The sequence below is a fragment of the Streptomyces sp. PSU-S4-23 genome, assembly GCF_055632315.1.
In genome coordinates, this window is sequence record NZ_JBVMUU010000002.1 from 3,002,988 (window position 1) to 3,025,145 (window position 22,158).

Here is a 22,158-nt window from a genome sequence, read left to right on the forward strand (position 1 = left end):
CAACACCCCACCGGAGGAGTCACCGTGATCACCCTGCCCCATCGGCCCCCGTCCGGCAGACGGCGCACCCGCCGGCACCGGCCGCTCGCCGCCCTGTTCGCCACCGTGCTCGGCCTGCTGGCGGCGCTGCTGCCCGCCGTGGCCGCGCGGGCGGCGACCAGCGCGACGGTCTACTACCGGCCGGCCGCCGGCTGGACGTCGGTGGACATCCACTACGCCCCCACGGGCGGCAGCTGGACGACGCCGCCCGGCGAGCCCATGGATGCCGCCTGCGCCGGCTGGTACAAGAAGACCGTCAGCCTGGGCTCGGCCGACTCGCTGGCCGTCACCTTCAACAACGGCTCCGGCACCTGGGACAACAACGGCGGCGCCAACTACACGTTGGGCAGCGGCACATCGGCCGTGGCCGACGGCGCGGTGACCACCACCGAGCCGTGCGCCACCGCCCAGCCGGCCTCCGCGACCGTGTACTACTACACGGCGACACGGAACTGGCCGGCGTACTACCTGCACTGGGCGCCCACCGGCGGCGGCTGGACCACCGCGCCCGGCACCCCGATGACCGCCGCCTGCACCGACTGGGTCAAGCTGACCGTCGACCTGGGCACCGCCACCACCTGGCAGGCCGCCTTCAACAACGGCTCCGGCACCTGGGACAACAACGGCGGCGCCGACTACCGGCTCGGCACGGGCACGGTCACCGTCAAGGACGGGGTCGTGGCCCACAGCGACCCGTGCGGTGCGGCACCACCGACGGCCGGGAACTCCGCCACGGTCTGGTACTCCACCGCGACGGTCGGCTGGACCACCGTCAACCTGCACTGGGCGCCCACCGGCGGCAGTTGGACCGCCGCGCCCGGCGTCGGCATGGACCCGGCCTGCGCCGGCTGGGTGAGGAAGACCGTCGACCTGGGCACCGCCACCACCTGGCAGGCCACCTTCAACAACGGCAACGGCACCTGGGACAACAACAACGGCGCCAACTACCCGCTGGGCGAGGGCGACTCAACCGTCCAGGACAAGGTCGTCAAGGCGAACGCCGCCGACCCGTGCGCCGCCGCCCCGCCCGACACCACGGCGCCGTCCGTGCCCACCGGGGTGAAGGCCACCACCACCGGCACCTCGGCCGTGGTCACCTGGGACGCCGCCACCGACGACGTGGCCGTCACCGGCTACCGGGTCACCCGTACCGGCGGCACCCACGGCACCTCCGTCGCCGACACCTCCTCCACCGTCGCCTCCCAGAGCGGTCTGGAGGCGAACACCTCCTACTGCTGGACCGTGCGTGCCCTGGACGCTGCGGGCAACGTGTCGGGCGCGGGCACGGCGGCGTGCGCCACGACCGGCGACGCACCCCCGCCACCCGCCGCCGGTACCCCGCTCGGGGGCGATCCGCGCAAGGACCCGATCTACTTCGTCCTCACGGCGCGCTTCTCCGACGGCGACAGTTCGAACAACCGCGGCGGCAGCCAGCACGTGAAGTCCGGCAACGCGGCCAACGGCGACCCCATGTTCCGCGGTGACTTCAAGGGGCTGGTCCAGAAACTCGACTACATCAAGGCACTCGGCTTCTCCGCGGTCTGGATCACCCCGGTCGTCCTCAACCGCTCGGACTACGACTACCACGGCTATCACGGCTGGGACTTCTACCGGGTCGACCCCCGGCTGGAGTCGGCGGGCGCCTCCTACCAGGACCTGATCAACGCCGCCCACGCCAAGGGCATGAAGATCTACCAGGACGTGGTCTACAACCACTCCTCCCGCTGGGGCGCCAAGGGACTGTTCGTCCCCAAGGTCTACGGCGTGCGCGACTCCCAGTGGTCCTGGTACTACGACCAGCCGAACGCCGACTTCGACTACGACGGCCTGACCGTCGAGCCCGTCTCCGGCAAGTCGTACTACAACGGCGATCTGTGGTCGACCGCCGAGCCCACCGGCAACACCTGCCTGAACTGGGGCAGACCCACGGGCCAGACCAGCCCCGAGGGCTACACCCTCTACAACTGCCAGTGGCCCTCCCCCACCAGCAAGATGTTCCCCTCCGCGTACTACCACCAGTGCTGGCTGGGCAACTGGGAAGGAGAGGACTCCCGCTCCTGCTGGATCCACGAGGACCTGGCCGACTTCAACACCGAGAACCCGGCCGTCCAGCAGTACCTGATCGGCGCCTACGACAAGTACATCGACATGGGCGTGGACGGCTTCCGGGTCGACACCGCCGTACACGTCCCCCGCATCACCTGGAACCGCCGGTTCCTGCCCGCGATCCAGGAGGAGGTCGCCCGCGCGTTCGGCGCGGACAAGGCGAAGGACTTCTTCGTCTTCGGCGAGGTCGCCGCCTTCGTCAACGACAAGTGGAACCACGGCTCGGTCAACCACTCCGCGCAGTTCTACACCTGGAAGGAACGCAGACAGTACACCGACGACGATGTCCAGGCCGCTCTCGACCAGTACACCTACGAGGAGGACCTGGGCCCGGCGGGCCAGCCCGTGTCGACCAACGCCTTCCTGAACGGCAACGCCTACCACACGCCGGATCACAGCCGGTTCAGCGGCATGAACATCATCGACATGCGGATGCACAACAACTTCACGTACGCGTCCAACGCTTTCAACAACGGCAAGGACTCCGACGACTCCACCAACGACGCCACCTACAACGTCGTGTACGTCGACAGCCACGACTACGGCCCCAACAAGTCGAGTACCCGCTACAACGGGGGCACCGACGCCTGGGCGGAGAACATGTCCCTGATGTGGAGCTTCCGCGGCATCCCCACCCTCTACTACGGGTCCGAGATCGAGTTCCAGGCCGGCAAGCAGATCGACTGCGGGCCCACCTGCCCGCTCGCCGGCACCGGCCGCGCCTACTACGGCGACCACCTCGCCGGAGACGTCACCGCCGCCGGCTTCTCCGAGGTCTCCAGCGCCTCCGGCGCCGTCGCCACCACGCTGCGGCAGCCCCTGGCCGAGCACCTCCAGCGGCTCAACCGGATCCGCCGGGCGATACCCGCCCTGCAGATGGGCCAGTACTCCACCGAGGGCGTCACCGGGGACATGGCGTTCAAACGCCGCTACACCGACACGGCGAGCGGCATCGACAGCTACGCCCTGGTCGCCGTCGGCACCGCCGCCACCTTCACCGGCGTCCTCAACGGCACCTACAAGGAGGCCGTCACGGGCCGGACCGTCACCGTCACCGACGGCACCCTCGGCATCCCCGCCTCCGGCAAGGGCAACCTCCGCGTCTACGTCCTCGACCAGGGCGGCATCAACGCGGCACCCGGCAAGATCGGCACGGACGGGCCCTATCTGAAGTAGCCCTGGAGCAGCCCTGAAGCAGCGGCTCCGCCGCCACCGGTCATCCCCCGCGGGCCCGCGTCCTGGCACGTGCCCGCCCGCCGGTCCGCGGGGGGAGGGGGGGACCGGCGGGCGGAGACGGGGGTCAGGCCGGGGCGAACCCGAAGCGCGACGGCGCCATGTCGAGCGCGGCGACGGCCTTGTGCAGTTCGTCGTTCAGGGACTGGATCCGCACGGTGTCCGGCGTGCCCCGGTCGCGCTCCCGCATGATCTCCTGCGAGGTGCGCAGGATCGGTACGAGATCCTCGACCTTGAGTCCCTTGCCGTCCAGGTAGGGCAGCGCCCAGAAGTCGAAGTCGTACAGCGGGAGCCAGACCGACTCGGTGACCTTCTCGAACATCACGTCGCACCAGTTCGCCGCCTCGCGCGAGGTCATCGTGTGGTGGGACCAGTTGTAGGCCTCGCCCTCGATGCCGTGCAGTTCCTTGCGCTGGTAGACCGGGGCCTTCGGATTGCCCCACCACGGCTGGGCCCGCCAGAAGGTGGGGGCGGTCTCGTTGAGGAAGTCGACGGTGTTCTGGACGGTCCTCTCGTTCTCGCCGGGGAAGCCGACGATGATCGAGGCGAAGGTGGTGATGCCCCGCTCCTTGAGCCGCCCTATGCCGTTGCGGTACTGGGCGTCCTGCGCCAGCTTGTTCATATTGGCCAGGATGTCCTGGTCGCCGGACTCGATGCCGAGGAAGACGCCGCGGCAGCCGCTCTCGGCGGCCAGGTCGAAGGTCTCCTCGTCGCGGGCGTTCGAGCAGCGGAAGTAGGAGTACCAGTTCAGGCCCAGGTCCTCCTCGATCAGCATGCGGCACAGCTCCTTGAACCGCTTGGGCGGGACGTTGAAGGTGTCGTCGACGAACACCAGGTTCCTGACGCCGAGTTCGGCCATCGTGCGCAGCTCGCGGCGCACCGTGTCCACGGAGGCCGTGGTCAGGGCGCCCGCACGCATCGGGTAGTCGCAGAAGCTGCACTTGAACGCGCAGCTGCGGGCCGTCCGGGTCTGGGCCGTGACACCGATCAGGTCCGGGCTGAACGCGGACCAGTCGATCGCGGCGTGATCGATGTCGTTGGCCTCCGGCGTCCTGGGGCCGGCGACCCAGGTGCCGCCCCGCAGGGTGACCAGGTTCGCGACGCCGTCGAGGGACCGGCCCTGCTTGAGCGCCCGGACCAGTTCGAGCAGCGCGCCCTCGCCCTGGGACTCCACGACGTAGCTGTCGGCGCCCATGCCGTGCAGGAGGTCCTGCGCCATCCCGCCGACGCCGTCCATGCAGATGTTGTCGACCAGCGGACCGCCCACGACGATGTGCGCGTCCGGCGCGTACGCCCGGATGAAGTCGACGACGGGCAGCACCGGCATGATGTTGACGTAGAACGTCGTCGTCACCGCGACCACGAGCGGCTCGCGCTCCAGCAGGTCGGCCAGGCGGTCCTGCTCGGCGCTGAACAGCGACACCGCCTCGGCGCTGAGGCCCGCCTTGCGGAGGAAGTTGCCGAGGTAGAGGCCGGCGAGGTTGTGCACCTCACCCACGTGGTAGCGGTCGTTGCGTCCCGTCGCCTTGTTCCGCAGGACGCTGAGGCCGTCCATCCAGGACAGGTGGCGGCCGTCGACCTCCAGGTACTCCTTGCTGTAGATCTGCAGCGTGGGCGAGCCGGGACCGCTGCTCTCGCACATCGCACGGTAGTCCTGGAAGTCCCCCTCGTTGTAGCCGACGACCACGCAGTCGAGCTGTTCCGTCATGAATTCTGCCTCCCGTGTTCCCCGCGGAATCAGTGCCTGTTCCGGCCGGGGCCCCGTACACGCCTATTCGGTCTCCTGGCCGCCGAGTGCGGCCCGGACGAGCTCATCGACGCTCAGCCCCATGATCTTTTCTTCCATCTCGGCGCCCGCGTCCGCTTCTTCCTCCTCCGCCGCCGCGGCGGGCACGATCCCGAATTCGTCGGCCAGCAGTCCGGCCAGCGCGCGCGGGTTCGGGTAGTCGAACATCACCGTCGCGGGAAGACGCAGTCCGGTGGTGGACTGCAGTCCGTTGCGCAGTTCGATGGCCGCGAGCGAATCCAGTCCCATGTCCGTGAATCCGCGGTCCGCGTCGACGTCTTCGGCCGACCCGTGGCGGACGGCCGCCGCATGGGTGCAGACCAGGTCGATCAGCGTCCGCGTGGCCTCGTCGGCCGACAGCTCCGCCAGTTTCCGGCGCAGTGACGCATCGGCACGCCCCGCCCCGTCCACCCCGGCCGGCACGACGGCGCGGCCGCCCGCGGTCACCGCGGTGACCCGCCGTGCGGGCCCGGTCCGGACCGCCAGGCCCCGCAGCACCGGGGCGAGCAGCGCACCGTCCAGTTCGGACAGCCGTGCGGTGTCGATCCGGGCCGGCACCAGGGCCGTCTGGTCGAGGGCGAGCGCCTCGTCGAACAGGGCCAGCCCCTCGGCCTCGGAGAAGGGCGGAAGGCCGGAGGCGGCCATCCGCTGCTCGTCGCGTTCGGCGGCGGCCGGATCGGCCACGCCCGAGGGGCGGCCGAGGCCGGTCCGGGCCGTCCACAGCCCCCAGGACAGCGAGGTCGCGGGCCGGCCCTCGGCGCGGCGTCGGGCGGCGAGCGCGTCCAGGAAGCGGTTCGCGGCCGCGTAGTTCGCCTGTCCGGCGGAGACGGCGAGCCCCGCGACGGAGGAGAAGAGCACGAACGCCGTCAGATCCAGGTCCCTGGTCAGGACGTGCAGGTTCCAGCCGCCGTCGACCTTCGGCCGTACGACGCGGTCCAGTTGCCCGGCGGTGAGGTCGCCGAGGGTCGCGTTGTCCATCGTGCCCGCGGCGTGCACGACGCCGCGCAGCGGGCGGTCGGCGGGGATCGCGGCCAGTACGCCGGCGAGCCCGGCCCGGTCGGCGACATCGCAGGCCGCCACCCGGACCTCGGCGCCCAGTCCGGTCAGCGAGCCGACCAGTTCGCTCACCCCGGGGGCCGCCTCGCCGCGGCGGCTGACCAGCAGCAGATGCCTGACGCCGTGGGCCGACACCAGGTGCCGGGCCACGATGGCCCCCAGCCCGCCGGTGCCCCCGGTGACGAGCACCGTGCCGTGCGTGTCCCAGGGCGCCTGCCGTTCCGGGTCCGACGCGGGCACCGGTGCCAGCCGCGGCACGTGGATGTCGGCGCCGCGCACGGCGGTCTCGGCCTCACCGGTGGCCATGAGGGCCGCGGGGAACCTGTCGTCGGACAGGTCGGCCAGGACGATACGGCCGGGGTGTTCGGCCTGCGCGGCGCGGACCAGTCCCCACACCGCCGCGTGCGCCGGGTCGACCGCGTCGGTGTCGACGGCCGAGCGTGTGACGACCGCCAGCCGCGAGGACGCGAACCGGTCGTCCGCCAGCCAGTGGCGCAGCAGTGCCAGCACCGAGTGGAGCAGCCCGCCGACCGAGGCGGGGATCTCCTCCTCGCGGGCCGTCCCACCGGCCGGGCATGCGAACAGGATCACCTCGGGCACCGCTGCCCCGCCCTCGACATGGGCGGCGAGCGCGGGGAGGTCCGCGAAGACCGGCACATCCGGCAGGTCGAGGCCGACGCCGCCCTCCGGCCGCAGTACGGCCCACCCGTCCGTGCCCGCGGTCGCGGTGCCCAGCGGCAGCGAGTCCCAGCCCAGCCGGAACATCCCCTCCCGCATCCGGGTCCCCGCGGACGCGGCGGCGGCGGCCGCGACCCGGTCGGAGGTGACGGCCCGGACCACCAGGGACTCCACGGTCGCCACCGGACGTCCCCCGGGGTCCGCCAGTTCCAGCCGTACCGCGTCCGATCCCTGCGAGCCGGCCCCGACCCAGGTGATCCGCACCCTGAGGCGGGAGGCGCCGCCGGAGTGCACGCTCACCCCGGTCCAGGCGAAGGGCAGCATCGTCGCCCCGACGTCCTGGGGCTTGCGGTCGCCCAGGAAGTCGGTGGCGCTGAGGGCGGCGTCCAGAAGTGCGGGGTGAAGCCGGTACCGGGACGCCTCGCCGGCGGCGTCGTCGGGGAGCGCCACCTCGGCGAAGACCTCCCGGCCGTTGCGCCAGATGCCGCGCAGCCCGCGGAACATGGGGCCGTAGTGGTAGCCCTGGCCGGTCAGGTAGTCGTAGACGTCACCGATGTCGACCCGCTCGGCGCCCGCCGGCGGCCACGAGGACCGGTCGCCGTTCCAAGGCTCCTCAGCCGGGTCCGGGGCCGGCTCGCCGTCCGCGGTCTGCGACGGCGCGGCCCCGGCCGGGGCCAGTACGCCCGTGACATGGCGCGTCCACGGAACGTGCTGCCCGGCGCCCTCCATGCGGGAGTACACGGCGAACGAGCGGCGGCCGTCGTCGTCGGCGCCGCCCACGACGGCCTGGACGGCGACCGCCCCCTGCGCGGGCACCGGCATGACGGCCTCGATCGTCAGTTCCTCGACGACCGGACAGCCGACCTCCTCCCCGGAGCGCACCGCGAGTTCCACATAGCCCGTGCCCGGGAACATCACGGTGCCGAGGACGTCGTGATCGGCCAGCCACGGCTGTGTGGTGTGCGACAGCCGGCCGGTCAGGGTGACTCCCCCGGTCTCCGGCGCCGCAACCACCGCGGTGAGCAGCCGGTGGGCGGCATCGTCCTGGCCGTGCGCCGCGGCGCCCGCGGCCACCGGTTCCGGATCGAACCAGAACCGCCGGGCCTCGAAGGCGTAGGTCGGCAGATCGACGCGGTGCGCGCCGGTGCCGTCCAGGACGGCCCGCCAGTCGATGCCGGCGCCGTCGGTGTGCAGGGCGGCCAGGCTCTCGGTGAGGGTGCGGACCTCGTCGGCGCCCTTGCGGGCCGACGGCACCGCGAGCGACCGGTGGCCGTCGAGGGTGGCGGCGGCCAGCGGCGCGAGCACCGCGTCCGGCCCCACCTCCAGGAAGCGGACGGCACCCTGCCCGGCCATGGTCCGCACGCAGTCGGCGAAGCGGACGGTGTCCCGGACCTGCCGGACCCAGTAGTCCGCCGAGGTGAGTTCGCCGGGTGCGGCGAGCCGGCCGGTGACGGTCGAGACGAGCGGCAGTGCCGGTTCCCGGAAGGCGATCGTCTCCGCCACGGCCCGGAACTCGTCCAGCATCGGCTCCATGAGCGGCGAGTGGAAGGCGTGCGAGACGTTCAGCCTCGCGGTCTTCGGGAAGCGGGCCGCGACGGCCAGCACCTCGTCCTCCGTTCCCGAGACGACCGTCGCCGCGGGGCCGTTCACCGCGGCGACGGCGACGCCCGCGGTGAGCAGGGGACGTACGTCCTCCTCGGCGGCGCGGACGGCGACCATGGCCCCGCCCGGCGGCAGCGCCTGCATGAGCCGGCCCCGCGCGGCGACCAGACGGCACGCGTCGGGCAGCGACATCACGCCCGCCACATGCGCCGCGGCGACCTCGCCGACCGAGTGGCCGGCGACCATCTCCGGCCGCACCCCCCAGGACTCCAGGAGCCGGAAGAGGGCGACCTCGAAGGCGAACAGCGCGGTCTGCGTGTACGAGGTCCGGTCGAGCTCGGTGGAGTCCGCCGAGTGGACCACGGTGCGCAGCGGGCGGTCGAGCAGCGGGTCCATGAGGTCGCAGACCTCGTCGAAGGCGGCCGCGAACACCGGGTGGGCGGCCGCCAGTTCGCGGCCCATGCCGGGCCGCTGGCAGCCCTGGCCGGAGAAGAGGAAGCCCATGACGCCACCGGTGTCGGCGACGAGGCTGCGGACCGGTACGGGGGGCGCGGCCGGATCCGCGGCGCCTTGCTCGGCGAGTGCGGACAGTCCGCGCACCGCCTCCTCCAGATCACCGGCGAAGACCGCGGCCCGGTGTTTGAGGGCCGCGCGTGTGGTGGCCAGCGAGTAGGCGAGGTCGGCCAGCCGCAGCGACGGGTCGGCGGCGATGCGCGCGCGCAGCCGGGCGGCCTGGGCGGGGAGCCGGCGCGCGGAGGCGGCGGACAGGAGCAGCGGGACCGGGGCCGGTACGGGCTGCCGGGGCGCGGGGGTCCGGGCGGGCTCCTCGGGCGCCTCCTCCAGGATCACATGGGCGTTGGTGCCGCTCAGCCCGAACGAGGAGACCGCCGCCCGGCGCGGACCGCGCGCGTCCCAGGGCCGGGCGCGGGTCAGCAGCCGCACGTCGCCCTCGGTCCAGTCGACCTGGTGGCTGGGCTCGTCGGCGTGGAGCGTCATCGGCAGTTCGCGGTGCCGCAGCGCCATCACCGTCTTGATGACGCCGCTGATCCCGGCCGCCGCCTGCGCATGGCCGATGTTCGACTTGACGGACCCCAGCCACAGGGGCCGTCCCGGCGCGCGGTCCCGGCCGTACGTGGCCAGCAGTGCCTGCGCCTCGATCGGGTCGCCCAGCCGCGTCCCCGTGCCGTGCCCCTCGACCATGTCGACGTCCCGCGGCGACAGGCCCGCCGCCGCCAGCGCGGCCCGGATCACCCGCTGCTGGGCGGGGCCGTTCGGCGCCGTCAGCCCGTTCGAGGCACCGTCCTGGTTGACCGCCGAACCACGCACCACCGCGAGCACCCGGTGCCCGTTGCGGCGCGCGTCGGACAGCCGCTCCAGCACGACCACGCCCACGCCTTCCGACCATCCGGTGCCGTCGGCCGAGGCGGAGAAGGCCCGGCACCGGCCGTCTGCCGACAGTCCTCGCTGCCGGCTGAAGTCGACGAAGATGTCGGGGGTGGGCATCACCGTGACGCCACCGGCGACGGCGAGCGTCGTCTCCCCGGCACGCAGCGCCTGAACGGCCGTGTGCAGGGCGACCAGCGAGGACGAGCACGCCGTGTCCACGGTGATCGCCGGGCCCTCCAGACCGAGGCAGTACGACACCCGGCCCGACGCGATGCTGCCCGCGCTGCCGTTGCCAAGGTAGCCGGACAGATCGTCGGGGGCGGTGCCGGGGCGGCGGCCGTACTCGGCGTACATGATGCCGACGTACACGCCGGTCCGGCTGCCCCGCAGTGTGTGCGCGTCGATGCCGGCGTCCTCGAACGCCTCCCAGGTGGTCTCCAGCAGCAGACGCTGCTGCGGGTCCATGGCGACGGCCTCGCGCGGCATGATGCCGAAGAACTCGGGGTCGAAGTCGGCGGCGTCGTGCAGGAAGCCGCCCCGCTTCACATAGGTGCGGCCCGGGAGGCCGGGCTCCGGGTCGTAGATCGTCTCGGTGTTCCAGCCGCGGTCCCGGGGGAAGTCGGTGATGGCGTCGCGGCCTTCGGCGACGAGTCGCCACAGGTCCTCGGCGCCCCGGACACCGCCGGGGAACCGGCAGCCGATGCCGACGATCGCGATCGTCTCGTCCGCGCCGGCAGGACGCTCGTCCCGCGAGCCGTCGGCCCGCACGCCGGCCGCCGCGGAGCCCGCGGGCGCGGCCGCGGAGGCGGCGGGCGTTCCGCCTGAAGCCACGGGCGTTGCGGCCGGGCCCGAGGACGCCACGGCGGAGTCCGCGGGCGCAGTCGGCGAACCCGCAGGCACCACCGCGGAACCCGCGGACCCCACCGCGGAACTCCCGGGCGCCACGGCGAAGTCCACAGGCACAGCCGACGAACCCACAGACGTCACAGCGGAATCCGCGGACCCCACCGCGGAACCCCCAGGCGTCGCGGCGGAATCCACAGGCACAGCCGACGAACCCACAGACGTCACAGCGGAATCCGCGGACCCCACCGCGGAACCCCCAGGCGTCGCGGCGAAGTCCACAGGCACAGCCGACGAACCCACAGACGTCACAGCGGAATCCGCGGACACCACCGCGGAACCCCCAGGCGCCACGGCGGAATCCGCGGGCGCAGTCGGCGAACCCGCAGGCACCACGGCAGAATCCGCGGACGCCACCGCGGAACTCCCGGGCGTCGCGGCGAAGTCCACAGGCACAGCCGACGAACCCGCAGGCGCCACGGCGGAGTCCGCGGGCGTTGCCGCCGAGCCGGCGGAGGTCGCGGCCGGAGCCGCAGGCGTCGCAGGCGCAGCCGCGGTCAGGCGGGCGTCGAGGAAGGCCGCGACGGCGCGGATCGTCGGCTGGTCGAAGACCAGGGTCGCGGGCAGCCGGGTCCCGGTCGCCGAGCTGAGCGCGTTGCGCAGCTCGACCGCCGCCAGGGAGTCCACGCCGAGGTCGCGCAGGGGGCGGTCGGGGTCGATCGCGTCGGGGCTCGCGTGGCCGAGGACCGCGGCCAGCGTGCCGCGCACCTCGTCCAGCAGGGCGCGCTGCCGCCGGAATCCGGTCAGTCCGTCGAACCGGCCGGACCCGCCCGGCTGACGGGGCGGAACCCTGCGGGCGGGTGCCAGGCCGCGGAGCACCGCCGGGAGCCGGTCGCGGCGGGCGGCCAGGGCCCGGCGTTCGGTGCGCAGCACGGTGACGCACGGCTCGTCGGTCCGCAGCGCGGAGTCGAAGAGGGCCAGCGCGTCGTCCGGGTCGAGCGCGGGCAGCCCGAGCCGCGCCATGCGCTCCAGTTCGGCGTCGGTGAGAGCGCCCCCGAGCCCGGTGTCGACGGCCCACATGCCGTAGCCGAGTGCCTGCGCCGCGAGGCCCTGGGAGCGGCGGTGGGCGGCGAGGGCGTCGAGGAAGACGTTGGCCGCCGCGTAGGTGCCCTGCCCGGCGGCCAGCGCCGTACCGCCCGCGGAGGACAGCAGGACGAACGCCTTGAGGTCCAGGTCACGGGTCAGCTCGTGCAGATGCCAGGCGCCGTCGGCCTTCGGCCGCATCACGTCCGCGAGGTGCTCCTCGGTGAGGTCGGTGGTGAGCCCGTCGCCGGCCACGCCCGCGGCGTGGATCACCGCGGTGAGCGGCTGCTCGGCGGGGATCGCGGCGAGGACCGCTTCGAGCGCCGCCCGGTCGGTGACGTCGCAGGACACCACGGTGGCCTCGGCCCCGAGAGCGGCGAGTTCGGCCCGCAGTCCGGCGGCGCCGGGTGTGCCGGGCCCGCGGCGACCGGTCAGGACCAGGCGCCGGGTGCCGTGGTGCCGTACGAGGTGCCGGGCCAGGAGGCCGCCGAGGCCGCCCGCGCCGCCGGTGATCAGGACCGTGCCCCGCCAGGCGGCCGAGCGGTCGTCCGGGGGGACCGGTGGCCGCTGCGGCAGCGGAGCGAGGCGGGGAACGAGGACGACGCCGTCGCGGACCGCGATCTCCGGTTCGCCGAGCGCGAGCACCGACGGGTCGAACCCGGCCGTCCCGTCCAGGTCGACGAGCACGATCCGGCCGGGGTTCTCGGCCTGCGCCGCGCGGACCAGACCCCACACCGGGGCCTGTGCGACATCGGCCGTCTCGCCGGGCCGGGCCGCGACACCGCGCACGGTCCCCACCACGAGCACCGAGTCGGCGGTGGTGTCGTCGGCGAGCCAGGACCGTACCCCGGACAGCACCCGGGCGGCGGCCGCCAGGGCGGCCCGGGGCGCGGGCCCCTCGCCGGGCCGGGGGGCGACCGTCAGCAGCTCGTGGCGTGGTACGGCTCCCTGGGCGCCCTCCGCCGGGATCCAGTCCAGCCGCAGCAGCGAGCCGCCGCCGGTGCGCGGCGCGAGCTGCTCGGCGCTCACGGCGCGGCTCGCCAGCGAACGGACCCACAGCACCGGCGTGCCGTCCGCGTCGGTGGCGGCGATCTGGGTCTCCTCCTCGCCGCGCAGCCGGCGCAGCCGCACCCGGAGGGTGCTGCTTCCGGCCGTCTTCAGGCTGACCCCCCTCCACGAGAACGGGAGGAGTGTCGGACCCTCACCGCCGTCGGCCAGCAGATCGGCGTGCATCGCGGCGTCGAGCAGGGCGGGGTGCAGCCGGTACGAGGCCGCTTCGGCCGCGGTGTCCGCGGGCGGCTCGACCTCGGCGAAGACATCGTCACCGGCACGCCACGCGCGGCGCAGCCCCTGGAACGCGGGGCCGTAGTCGTAGCCGCGTGCGGCCAGGCGGTCGTAGGCGTCGGTGACCGGCAGCTCCACGGCGTGGGGCGGCGGCCACGCGGCGAGTGCGGCGAACGCCTCCGACGCCTCGCCGTCGTCGGCCGTGTCGCCGCCGTCGCCTGCCGCGAGGAGACCGGTCGCGTGGCGGGTCCAGGTGTCCCCGTCGGAGCCCTCGGGCCGCGTGTGGATGTGGAGGGTGCGCGATCCGTCGTCCGCGGCGGCGCCCACGCTCACCCGCAGCACCACCGGGTCCGTCAGCGACAGCGGCCGTTCCAGCGTCAGTTCCTCGATCCGGCCGCAGCCGGTGTACTCGCCGGCGCGGAGGGCGATCTCCACGAAGCCGGTGCCGGGAAGCAGGACGTTGCCGAGGACGTCGTGGTCGGCGATCCAGCCCGGCTTGCCGGGGGTCAGACGGCCGGTGAGGACGACGGCCTCGGATCCCGGTCCGGTGATCGCGGCGGCCAGCATCGGATGGCCCACGGCGTCCTGGCCGGCCGCGCCGACGTCGCCGGCGGCCGGGACGGCGTCGAGCCAGTAGCGGCGGTGCTGGAACGCATAGGTCGGCAGCCGGTCGCGGCGCCCGGTGCGGCCCTCGAAGAAGGCGTCCCAGTCGACGGCGCCGCCCCGCGCGTGCACGCGGCCGAGCCCGGCGACGACCGCCTCCTCCTCCGCGCCGGTGCGGCGCATGGTGGCGGCGAACGCGAGGTCGGCGTCGCCTGCGCTCTCCGGGCCCGCCGCGGTCAGGACGGCGTCGGGCCCGAGTTCCAGTGCCGTGGCGGTCCCCCGCCCGCACAGGGTCCTGATCCCGGCGCCGAAGCGGACCGTTTCCCGCACCTGCCGCACCCAGTAGCCGGGTTCGCGGAAGGCGGCCGGGTCCGTCAGCTCGCCGGTGACGGAGGAGACGAGGGGGATGCCGGGTGCCGCGTACGACAGTCCGCGGGCGACCGCGGCGAACGGCTCCAGCATCGGTTCCATCAGCGGCGAGTGGAACGCGTGGCTGACCCTGAGCTCGGTGGCCGCGGCGCCCCGCGCCGCGAACTCGGCCGCGATCCGCCGGACTTCGCCCGCCTCACCGGAGATCACCGTCGAGGTGGGGCCGTTGACCGCGGCGATGCCGACGCTCCCGGTGAGCCGGGCCGCCACCTCCGCCTCGGGAGCCCGTACGGCGGCCATCGTGCCGCCCGCGGGCAGCGCCTGCATGAGGCGGCCCCGCGCGGCCACCAGTGTGGCCGCGTCGGCGAGGGACCACACTCCGGCGACGTACGCCGCGGTGAGTTCGCCGATCGAGTGGCCGAGCAGGTAGTCGGGGCGCACACCCCAGGAGCCGAGCAGCCGGAACAGCGCCGCCTCGACGGCGAACAGCGCCGGCTGGGCGTACTCGGTCCGGTCGAGCAGTGGTGCCTCGTCGCCCCACATGACGTCGCGCAGCGGGCGGTCCAGGTGCGGGTCCAGCGCGGCGAGCACCTCGTCGAACGCCTCGGCGAAGACCGGGAAGGCGGCATGCGCCTCGCGTCCCATGCCGAGGCGCTGCGCGCCCTGGCCGGTGAACAGGAACGCCAGCCTGCCGTCGTGGACGGTGTCGGTGATCTGCGGCGCCGCCAGGGCGCGGAGCAGGGTCTCCCGGTCCGCGCCGAGGACGACGGCGCGGTGTTCGAGTGCCGCGCGCCCGGTGGCGAGCGCCGCGCCGAGGTCGGCGAGGCCGCCGGGATCCGCGTCGGTCATCGCCGCGGCGAACGCGCCGAGCCGCTCGGTCTGCGCGCGAAGTGCCCGGGCGGACCGGCCCGACACGACCCACGGCACGACGGTGCGGCCGGCGGGCGGCCGCCCGTGCTCGGGCTCCGCCGCGTCCTTCGCGGGCGGGGCCTGCTCCAGGATCACGTGGGCGTTGGTGCCGCTGATCCCGAAGGAGGAGACGGCGGCCCGCCGGGCGCCTCCGCGGTCGGGCCAGGGCATCGCGTCGGCGAGGAGTTCCACCGCGCCCTGCGACCAGTCGACCTGGCCGGAACGCTCGGCGGCGTGCAGGGACTTCGGGAGCACCCCGTGCTCCATCGCCAGTACGGTCTTGATGATGCCGGCCACGCCTGCCGCCGCCTGGGTGTGGCCGATGTTCGACTTGACGGAGCCGAGCCGGAGCGGATCGTCCGGCGCGCGGTCCCGGCCGTACGTGGCCAGCAGCGCCTGCGCCTCGATCGGGTCGCCCAGCCGCGTCCCCGTGCCGTGCCCCTCGACCATGTCGACGTCCCGCGGCGACAGGCCCGCCGCCGCCAGCGCGGCCCGGATCACCCGCTGCTGGGCGGGGCCGTTCGGCGCCGTCAGCCCGTTCGAGGCACCGTCCTGGTTGACCGCCGAACCACGCACCACCGCGAGCACCCGGTGCCCGTTGCGGCGCGCGTCGGACAGCCGCTCCACCAGGAGCAGCCCCACGCCCTCGCCCCAGCCGGTGCCGTCGGCGCCCGCGCCGAACGACTTGCAGCGTCCGTCCGGGGCCTGGCCGCCCTGGCGGCTCATGTCGACGAACGTGTCGGTGGTCGACATCACGGTGACACCGCCGGCGAGCGCCAGCTTGCACTCGCCGTTCCGCAGCGCCTGGGCGGCCAGGTGCAGCGCGACCAGCGACGACGAACACGCCGTGTCGACGGTCAGGGCCGGGCCCTCGAAGCCGAGCGCGTAGGCGACGCGTCCGGACACGACACTGGCCAGGCTGCCGTTGCCGAGGTAACCGGCGATCTCCTCGGGCATCGGGCCGAGGCGCATGCCCCAGTCGTGGTACATGACGCCCGCGTAGACACCGGTGTCGCTGCCGCGCAGCGTGTGCGGATCGATGCCCGCGCGTTCCAGCGTCTCCCAGGCGACCTCCAGGAGCAGCCGCTGCTGCGGGTCCATCGCCTGGGCCTCCCGCGGGCTGATGCCGAAGAAGTCCGCGTCGAAGTCCGCGGCGTCGTAGAGGAATCCGCCCTCCCGGGTGACGCTGCCGCCGGGCCGCGTGCCGTCCGGGTCGTAGAGGTCCCCGGGCCAGCCGCGGTCGGCGGGGAACGGACCGATGGCGTCCGTGCCGTCGGCCACCAGCCGCCACAGGTCCTCGGGGGAGGTGACCGAACCGGGGTAGCGGCAGGCCATGCCGATGATGGCGATCGGCTCGTCCGTCGTGCCGGGCGCCGTCCGCACACGGGCCGGAGCCGGGGCGGCCGGCCGCTCGGCGGCGATGCGGTCGAGCGACTCCCGCAGGAACCCGGCCAGCGCGTCGGGGGTCGGGAAGTCGAAGGTGAGGGTCGCGGGCAGGGACAGGCCGGTCGCGGTGTTCAGACGGCCGCGCAGCTCCACGGCCGAAAGCGAGTCGAAGCCCATGTCGCTGAAGCTCCGGGAGCGGCCCACGTCGTCGGCGCCGTCGTGCCCCAGGACGGCCGCCGCGTGCAGGCGTACGAGGTCGAGCAGATGCTCGGCGCGCTCGGCCGCGGGCAGCGCGGCGAGCGTACCGGCGGACGACGCGCCCGGCCACGAGGCCGGCCCGGGCGCCGTGGGCGGCGGGGCGGCGACCAGGCCCCGCAGCAGCGCGGGGACGCCGTCGGTGCGCTCGCGCAGGGCGCGCGTGTCGATCCGCACCGGCACCGCCACCGGGGGTGCGCCGAGGAGGGCGGCGTCGAGCAGACCGAGGTTCTCGCCCGCGCTGAGCGGCGCGAGGCCGGAACGTCTGATGCGGGCCAGTGCGGCGGCGTCGAGTCCCGCGCCCATGCCGGTGCCGGTCCACAGCCCCCAGACCAGCGACAGCGCGGGAAGTCCCTGGGCGCGGCGGTGGGCGGCGAGCGCGTCCAGGTAGCTGTTGGCGGCGGCGTAGCCGGCCTGGCCGGGGGCGTCGTAGAGCGTCGCGGTCGACGAGAACAGCACGAACGCGGCCAGGTCGGCGTCGTGGGTGAGCTCGTGCAGGTGCCAGGCGCCGTCGGCCTTCGGGCGCAGCACCGTCTCCAGGCGCTCGGCGGTGAGGTCGGCGACGAGGCAGTCGTCGAGGACGCCCGCGGCGTGGAAGACCGCGGTGAGGGGCCGGTCGGCGGGGATCGCCGCCAGCAGCGCGGCCACCTGTCCGGCGTCGGCCATGTCGCAGGACGCGATGGTGGCGTCGGCACCGAGTCCGGCGAGTTCCGCGCGCAGGGCCCGGGCCGCCGGGGTGCGCGGTCCGCCGCGGCCGGCCAGCAGGAGGTTGCGGACTCCGTGGACGGCGGCGAGGTGGCGGGCTACGTGCGCACCGACTCCGCCCGTACCGCCGGTGATGAGGACCGTGCCGTGCGGATCGAGGTGTGCCGCGTGCCCGTCGTCGCCCGCGGGGGCCGGGGCGAGGGCGGGCACCAGGACGCGGCCGGAGCGTACGGCCACCTCGCTCTCGCCCGCCGCGACCGCCGCGGCGAGGAGCCGTGCGGCGTCCGGGGATTCGTCCAGGTCCGCCAGGACGAGGCGCCCGGGCTGCTCCGCCTGCGCCGACCGGACCAGGCCCCACACCGCCGCCGACGCCGGATCGGGGGTCTCGTCCGCGGCGGCGGCCACGGCTCCGCGTGTCGCGATCACCAGGACCGAGCCGGATGCGGCGGGACCGGCGAGATGGTCCCGGACGGCTTCGAGGACGGTTCCGGCGACGGCGCGTACGGCGCCCGGTCCCGTTTCTGCGCCCGGTCCGACGTGCAGGACGGCGGCTGCGGGCCGTCCGGCCGCCCGGTGGGCGTCCGCGAGATCCGGCAGCGCCCGGTCGGCGGGCCGCACCGGGATCGCGTTCCAGTCCACGCGGTACAGCGGACCGTGTGCTGCGGCCCGCGCGGACCGCAGCTGCTCCTCGGAGACGGCCCGGACCCGGTAGGAGTCGATCGTCGCCAGCGGCCTTCCGGCCGGGTCGTGGAGGGAGATCGCGGCCCGGTCGTCGGACGCGGCCAGGATGCGGACGCGGGCCGCCGTCGCGCCGGTCGCCGCCGGCCGGACGCCGCTCCAGGCGAACGGCAGCCGGATGCGGCCGTCGGCCGGTGTCCCCCAGGCGAAGTCCGTCGCATGCAGTGCCGCGTCGAGCAGGGCGGGGTGCAGCGCGAATCCGGGGTCGGGTGTTCCTTCGGGCAGCGCGACCTCGGCGAACACCTCGGCGCCGAGCCGCCATACGGCCCGCAGGCCCTGGAAGGCCGGTCCGTACCGGTAGCCCTGGCGGGCGAGGTCGTCGTAGAGGCCGGTGACGTCGATCGGCACGGCGTCCGGCGGCGGCCACTCGGCCCGCTCCGGCGCCGGGGTGCCGCCGGGGGACGCGGCGAGGGTCCCGCTGGCGTTGCGCGTCCACGCCGCCCGGTCCGGGGCGTCCTCGGCCCGTGAGTGGATCTCGACGGTACGGCGGCCACGTGGATCGGCCGGGCCGACGCGGACCTGGAGCGTGACGGCGCCGGCCGCCGGTATCGGAAGCGGTGCTTCCATGGCGAGGTCCTCGACGACGGGGCAGCCCGTCTCCGTTCCGGCGCGCAGGGCGAGTTCGAGGTAGGCGGTGCCCGGCATCAGGGTGATGCCGTCGATCACGTGGTCGGCCAGCCAGGGCAGCGCGGACCGCGAGACCCGGCCGGTCAGCACGGTCCCGTCCGAGCCGGCGGTGCGGATCGCCGCGCCGAGCATCGGGTGCGCCACCGCGGTCTGGCCGAGGGACTCGGCGTCGGCGGCGGGGCGGAGCGGGGGAAGCCAGAACCGCCGCCGCTGGAAGGGATACAGCGGCAACTCGACGGTGTGCGCGCCCCGTTCTGCGAAGTAGGCGGGCCAGTCCACCTCGGCGCCGCGGGCGACCGCCGTCGCGAGGCCCTCCGTCACGGTGCGCCGTTCGTCGCGGCCGGAGCGCAGCAGCGGGACGAAGGCGAGCGGCGACGGATCGGCCGCGCAGGCCGGGCCCATCGCCGACAGGACGGCGTCGGGGCCGAGTTCCAGGAATGTGGTGACGCCCTGGTCCGCGAGGGCGCGTACGGCGTCGCGGAAGCGTACGGGCTTGCTGACGTGCCGTACCCAGTAGTCCGGGTCCGCGAGTTCGGAGGCGGTCGTGGGGAGGCCGGTCACGGTGGAGACGATCGGGATGCGGGCCGGCCGGAAGTCCACGGCCTTGGCGGTGCGGCGGAACTCGTCCAGCATCGGCGTCATCAGCGGCGAGTGGAACGCGTGCGAGACACGCAGGGGCCTGACGCGCCGTCCGAGGCCGGTGAGGTGGGCGGCGATCCGCGCGGTCTCGGTCTCGGCGCCGGAGACGACCAGGGCGCGGTCGCCGTTGACGGCGGCGATGCCGACCGTCTCGCTCAGCAGCGGCAGGACCTCGTCCTCGGTGGCCTCCACGGCGATCATCGCGCCGCCGTCCGGGAGTTCCCGCATGAGGCGGCCGCGGGCCGCGACCAGGAGTGCCGCGTCGGGCAGGGAGAGGACCCCGGCGGCATGGGCGGCGGCGAACTCGCCGACCGAGTGCCCGGCGAGGGCGTCCGGCCGCAGCCCCCACGACTCCAGGAGCCGGTAGAGGGCGACTTCGAGCGCGAACAGCGCAGGCTGGGCGTAGTCGGTACCGTCGATCAGCCGGGCGGCGGGGGAGCCGGGCTCGGCGAACAGGACGTCCGCCAGTGGCGTGTCGAGCTGGAGGCCGAGATGGCCGGCCGCCTCGTCGAGCGCGTCGGCGTACACCGGGTGACGCTCGTACAGTTCGCGTCCGGCTCCGGCGCGCTGGCTGCCCTGGCCGGTGAACAGGTAGGCCAGCGCGCCGTGCGTGGCCGTGCCGGTGAAAACGCTGGGCGCCGGCTCCCCGGCCGCCACGGCGTCGAGCCCGCGTGCCAGTTCCGCGCGGTCCCCCGCGACCACGACGGCCCGGTCGGCCAGCGCGCCACGCGTGGTGGCGAGGGAGTACGCGAGGTCGAGGGGTTCGGCCCCGGCCTCGGCCAGCCGGACGGCCTGCGCCCGCAGCGCGGCGGCACCACGCGCCGTGACGAGGACGGGGACGGGGTCGGCGTCCGCCGCGGGGCCGGCGTCCCCGGCGGGAACGGCGACCGCGGCGACGGCGGCGGGGTCGGCGTCGGTGGCGAGGACGGGGTCCGCGGCGGGGACGGCGACGGCGGCGGGGTCGAGGTCCGCGGCGGGGTCGGCGTCCGCGGCGGGAACGGCGACCGCGGCGACGGCGGCGGGGACGGGGTCTGTGGCGAGGACGGGGTCCCAGGCGGGAACGGCGACGGCGGCGGGGTCGGCGTCGGTGGCGAGGACGGGGTCCCCGGCGGGGACGGCGACCGCGGCGGGGTCGGCGTCCGCGGCGTTCCCGGCGGGGGCCGGGGCGGGCGCGCGGTCCGGGGTGGGATCGTCCCCGGGGGCCTCCTCCAGGATGATGTGCGCGTTGGTGCCGCTGATCCCGAACGACGACACCGCGGCCCGGCGCGGACGCTCGCCCCGCGGCCACGGCACCGGCTCGGTCAGCAGCCGTACCGCGCCGGCCGTCCAGTCGACGTGCGGCGAGGGCGCGTCGATGTGCAGCGACCGCGGCAGACGGTCGTGCCGCAGCGCCATCACCATCTTGATGACGCTCGCGGCGCCGGAGGCGGCCTGGGTGTGCCCGAGGTTCGACTTGACCGAGCCGAGCCACAGGGGCGCGTCCCCGGGCCGGTCCTGCCCGTAGGCGGCGAGGACCGCGCGGGCCTCGATCGGATCGCCCAGCCGGGTGCCCGTGCCGTGCGCGTCCAGGGCGTCGACGTCGGAGGAGACCAGGCCCGCGTCGGCCAGGGCCTGGCCGATCAGCCGCTGCTGCGCCGTGCCGCTGGGCGCGGTCAGCCCGTTCGAGGCGCCGTCCTGGTTGACGGCGGTCCCGCGCACCAGCGCCAGGACGCGGTGCCCGAGCCGCCGGGCGTCGGAGAGCCGTTCGAGGACGAACAGGCCGACGCCTTCGGAGAAGCCGGTGCCGTCCGCGGCGGCGGCGAACGCCTTGACCCTGCCGTCCGCGGCCAGTCCGCGCCCCCGGCTGAACGCCGTGAAGACCCCGGGGCTGCCCATGACCGCGACGCCGCCGGCGAGGGCGAGGGCGCACTCCCCGCGCCGCAGGGCGTTCACCGCCAGATGCAGGCCGACGGCCGAGCCCGAGCAGGCGGTGTCGACGGTGACGGCCGGGCCCTGGAGGCCGAGCACATAGGCGACGCGCCCGGTGATGACGCTCGGCGCGTTGCCCGTGAGCAGATGGCCGCCCAGGCCCTCCGGCGCGTGCGCGGTGGGCACGCCGTACTCGTGGGACTCGGAGCCCACGTAGACGCCGGTGTCGCTGCCGCGCAGGGACAGCGGGTCGATGCCCGCGTGCTCCAGCGCGTGCCACGCCGTCTCCAGGACCAGCCGCTGCTGCGGGTCCATGCCCACGGATTCCCGCGGGCTGATGCCGAAGAACTCCGGGTCGAACCGTGTCGCGGTGTCCAGGAACCCGCCGCGGTCCACGTAGCTCGTCCCCGGATGGTCCGGATCGGGGTCGAAGAGCTTGTCCAGGTCCCAGTCGCGGTCGTCGGGGAACGGTCCGAGCACATCGCGGCCCTCGTCGACGAGCGCCCACAGGTCCTCGGGGGCGGCGATGCCGCCGGGGAAGCGGCAGCCGATCCCGACGATCGCCACCGGATCGTCGGCGTCGTCGTCGACGGCGGTTGTGGCGGCCGCCGGCCGAGGGCGGCGCGCGGGCGTCGGGGCCAGGCCCAGCAGTTCGGCGCGCAGGTACTCGGCCAGCAGGGCGGGCGTCGGGTGGTCGAAGGCCGCGGTCGGCGGGATCGCGAGCCCGGTGGCCTCGGCGAGGCGTTCCTGCAGTTCGACCAGGGCGAGCGAGTCGAGGCCGAGATCGCGGAAGGGCAGGTCCGGTCCCACCTCGGCGTCCTCGGCCCCGGGGCGGGCCCGGCGCAGCGCGGCGAGAGCGACGTCACGGACCGACTCGACCAGCAGGCGCTGTTGTTCGGGCACGGCGAGCCCGGTCAGGCCCG

At 74.8% G+C, this 22,158-nt stretch carries 3 protein-coding genes; 1 reads left to right on the forward strand and 2 read right to left on the reverse strand.

What is annotated here, in order from left to right; translation table 11 throughout:
- Window positions 1–24 precede the first annotated feature (24 nt).
- Window positions 25–3,321 (forward strand): carbohydrate binding domain-containing protein, encoded by a 3,297-nt coding sequence (locus ACZ79I_RS14200; RefSeq protein WP_471497495.1) that lies wholly within the window; start codon window positions 25–27, stop codon window positions 3,319–3,321.
- 124 nt (window positions 3,322–3,445) lie between these two features.
- On the opposite strand, the gene ACZ79I_RS14205 is transcribed toward ACZ79I_RS14200, so the two are convergent.
- Together ACZ79I_RS14205 and ACZ79I_RS14210 are read right to left on the reverse strand one after the other, a co-directional pair.
- A complete protein-coding gene (locus tag ACZ79I_RS14205; protein WP_471497497.1) occupies window positions 3,446–5,086 on the reverse strand; it encodes a PhpK family radical SAM P-methyltransferase in 1,641 nt (546 codons plus the stop codon).
- 63 nt (window positions 5,087–5,149) lie between these two features.
- Entirely contained in the window at window positions 5,150–22,138 is a 16,989-nt protein-coding gene (locus ACZ79I_RS14210; RefSeq protein ID WP_471504949.1) for an SDR family NAD(P)-dependent oxidoreductase, read from the reverse strand.
- Window positions 22,139–22,158 lie beyond the last annotated feature (20 nt).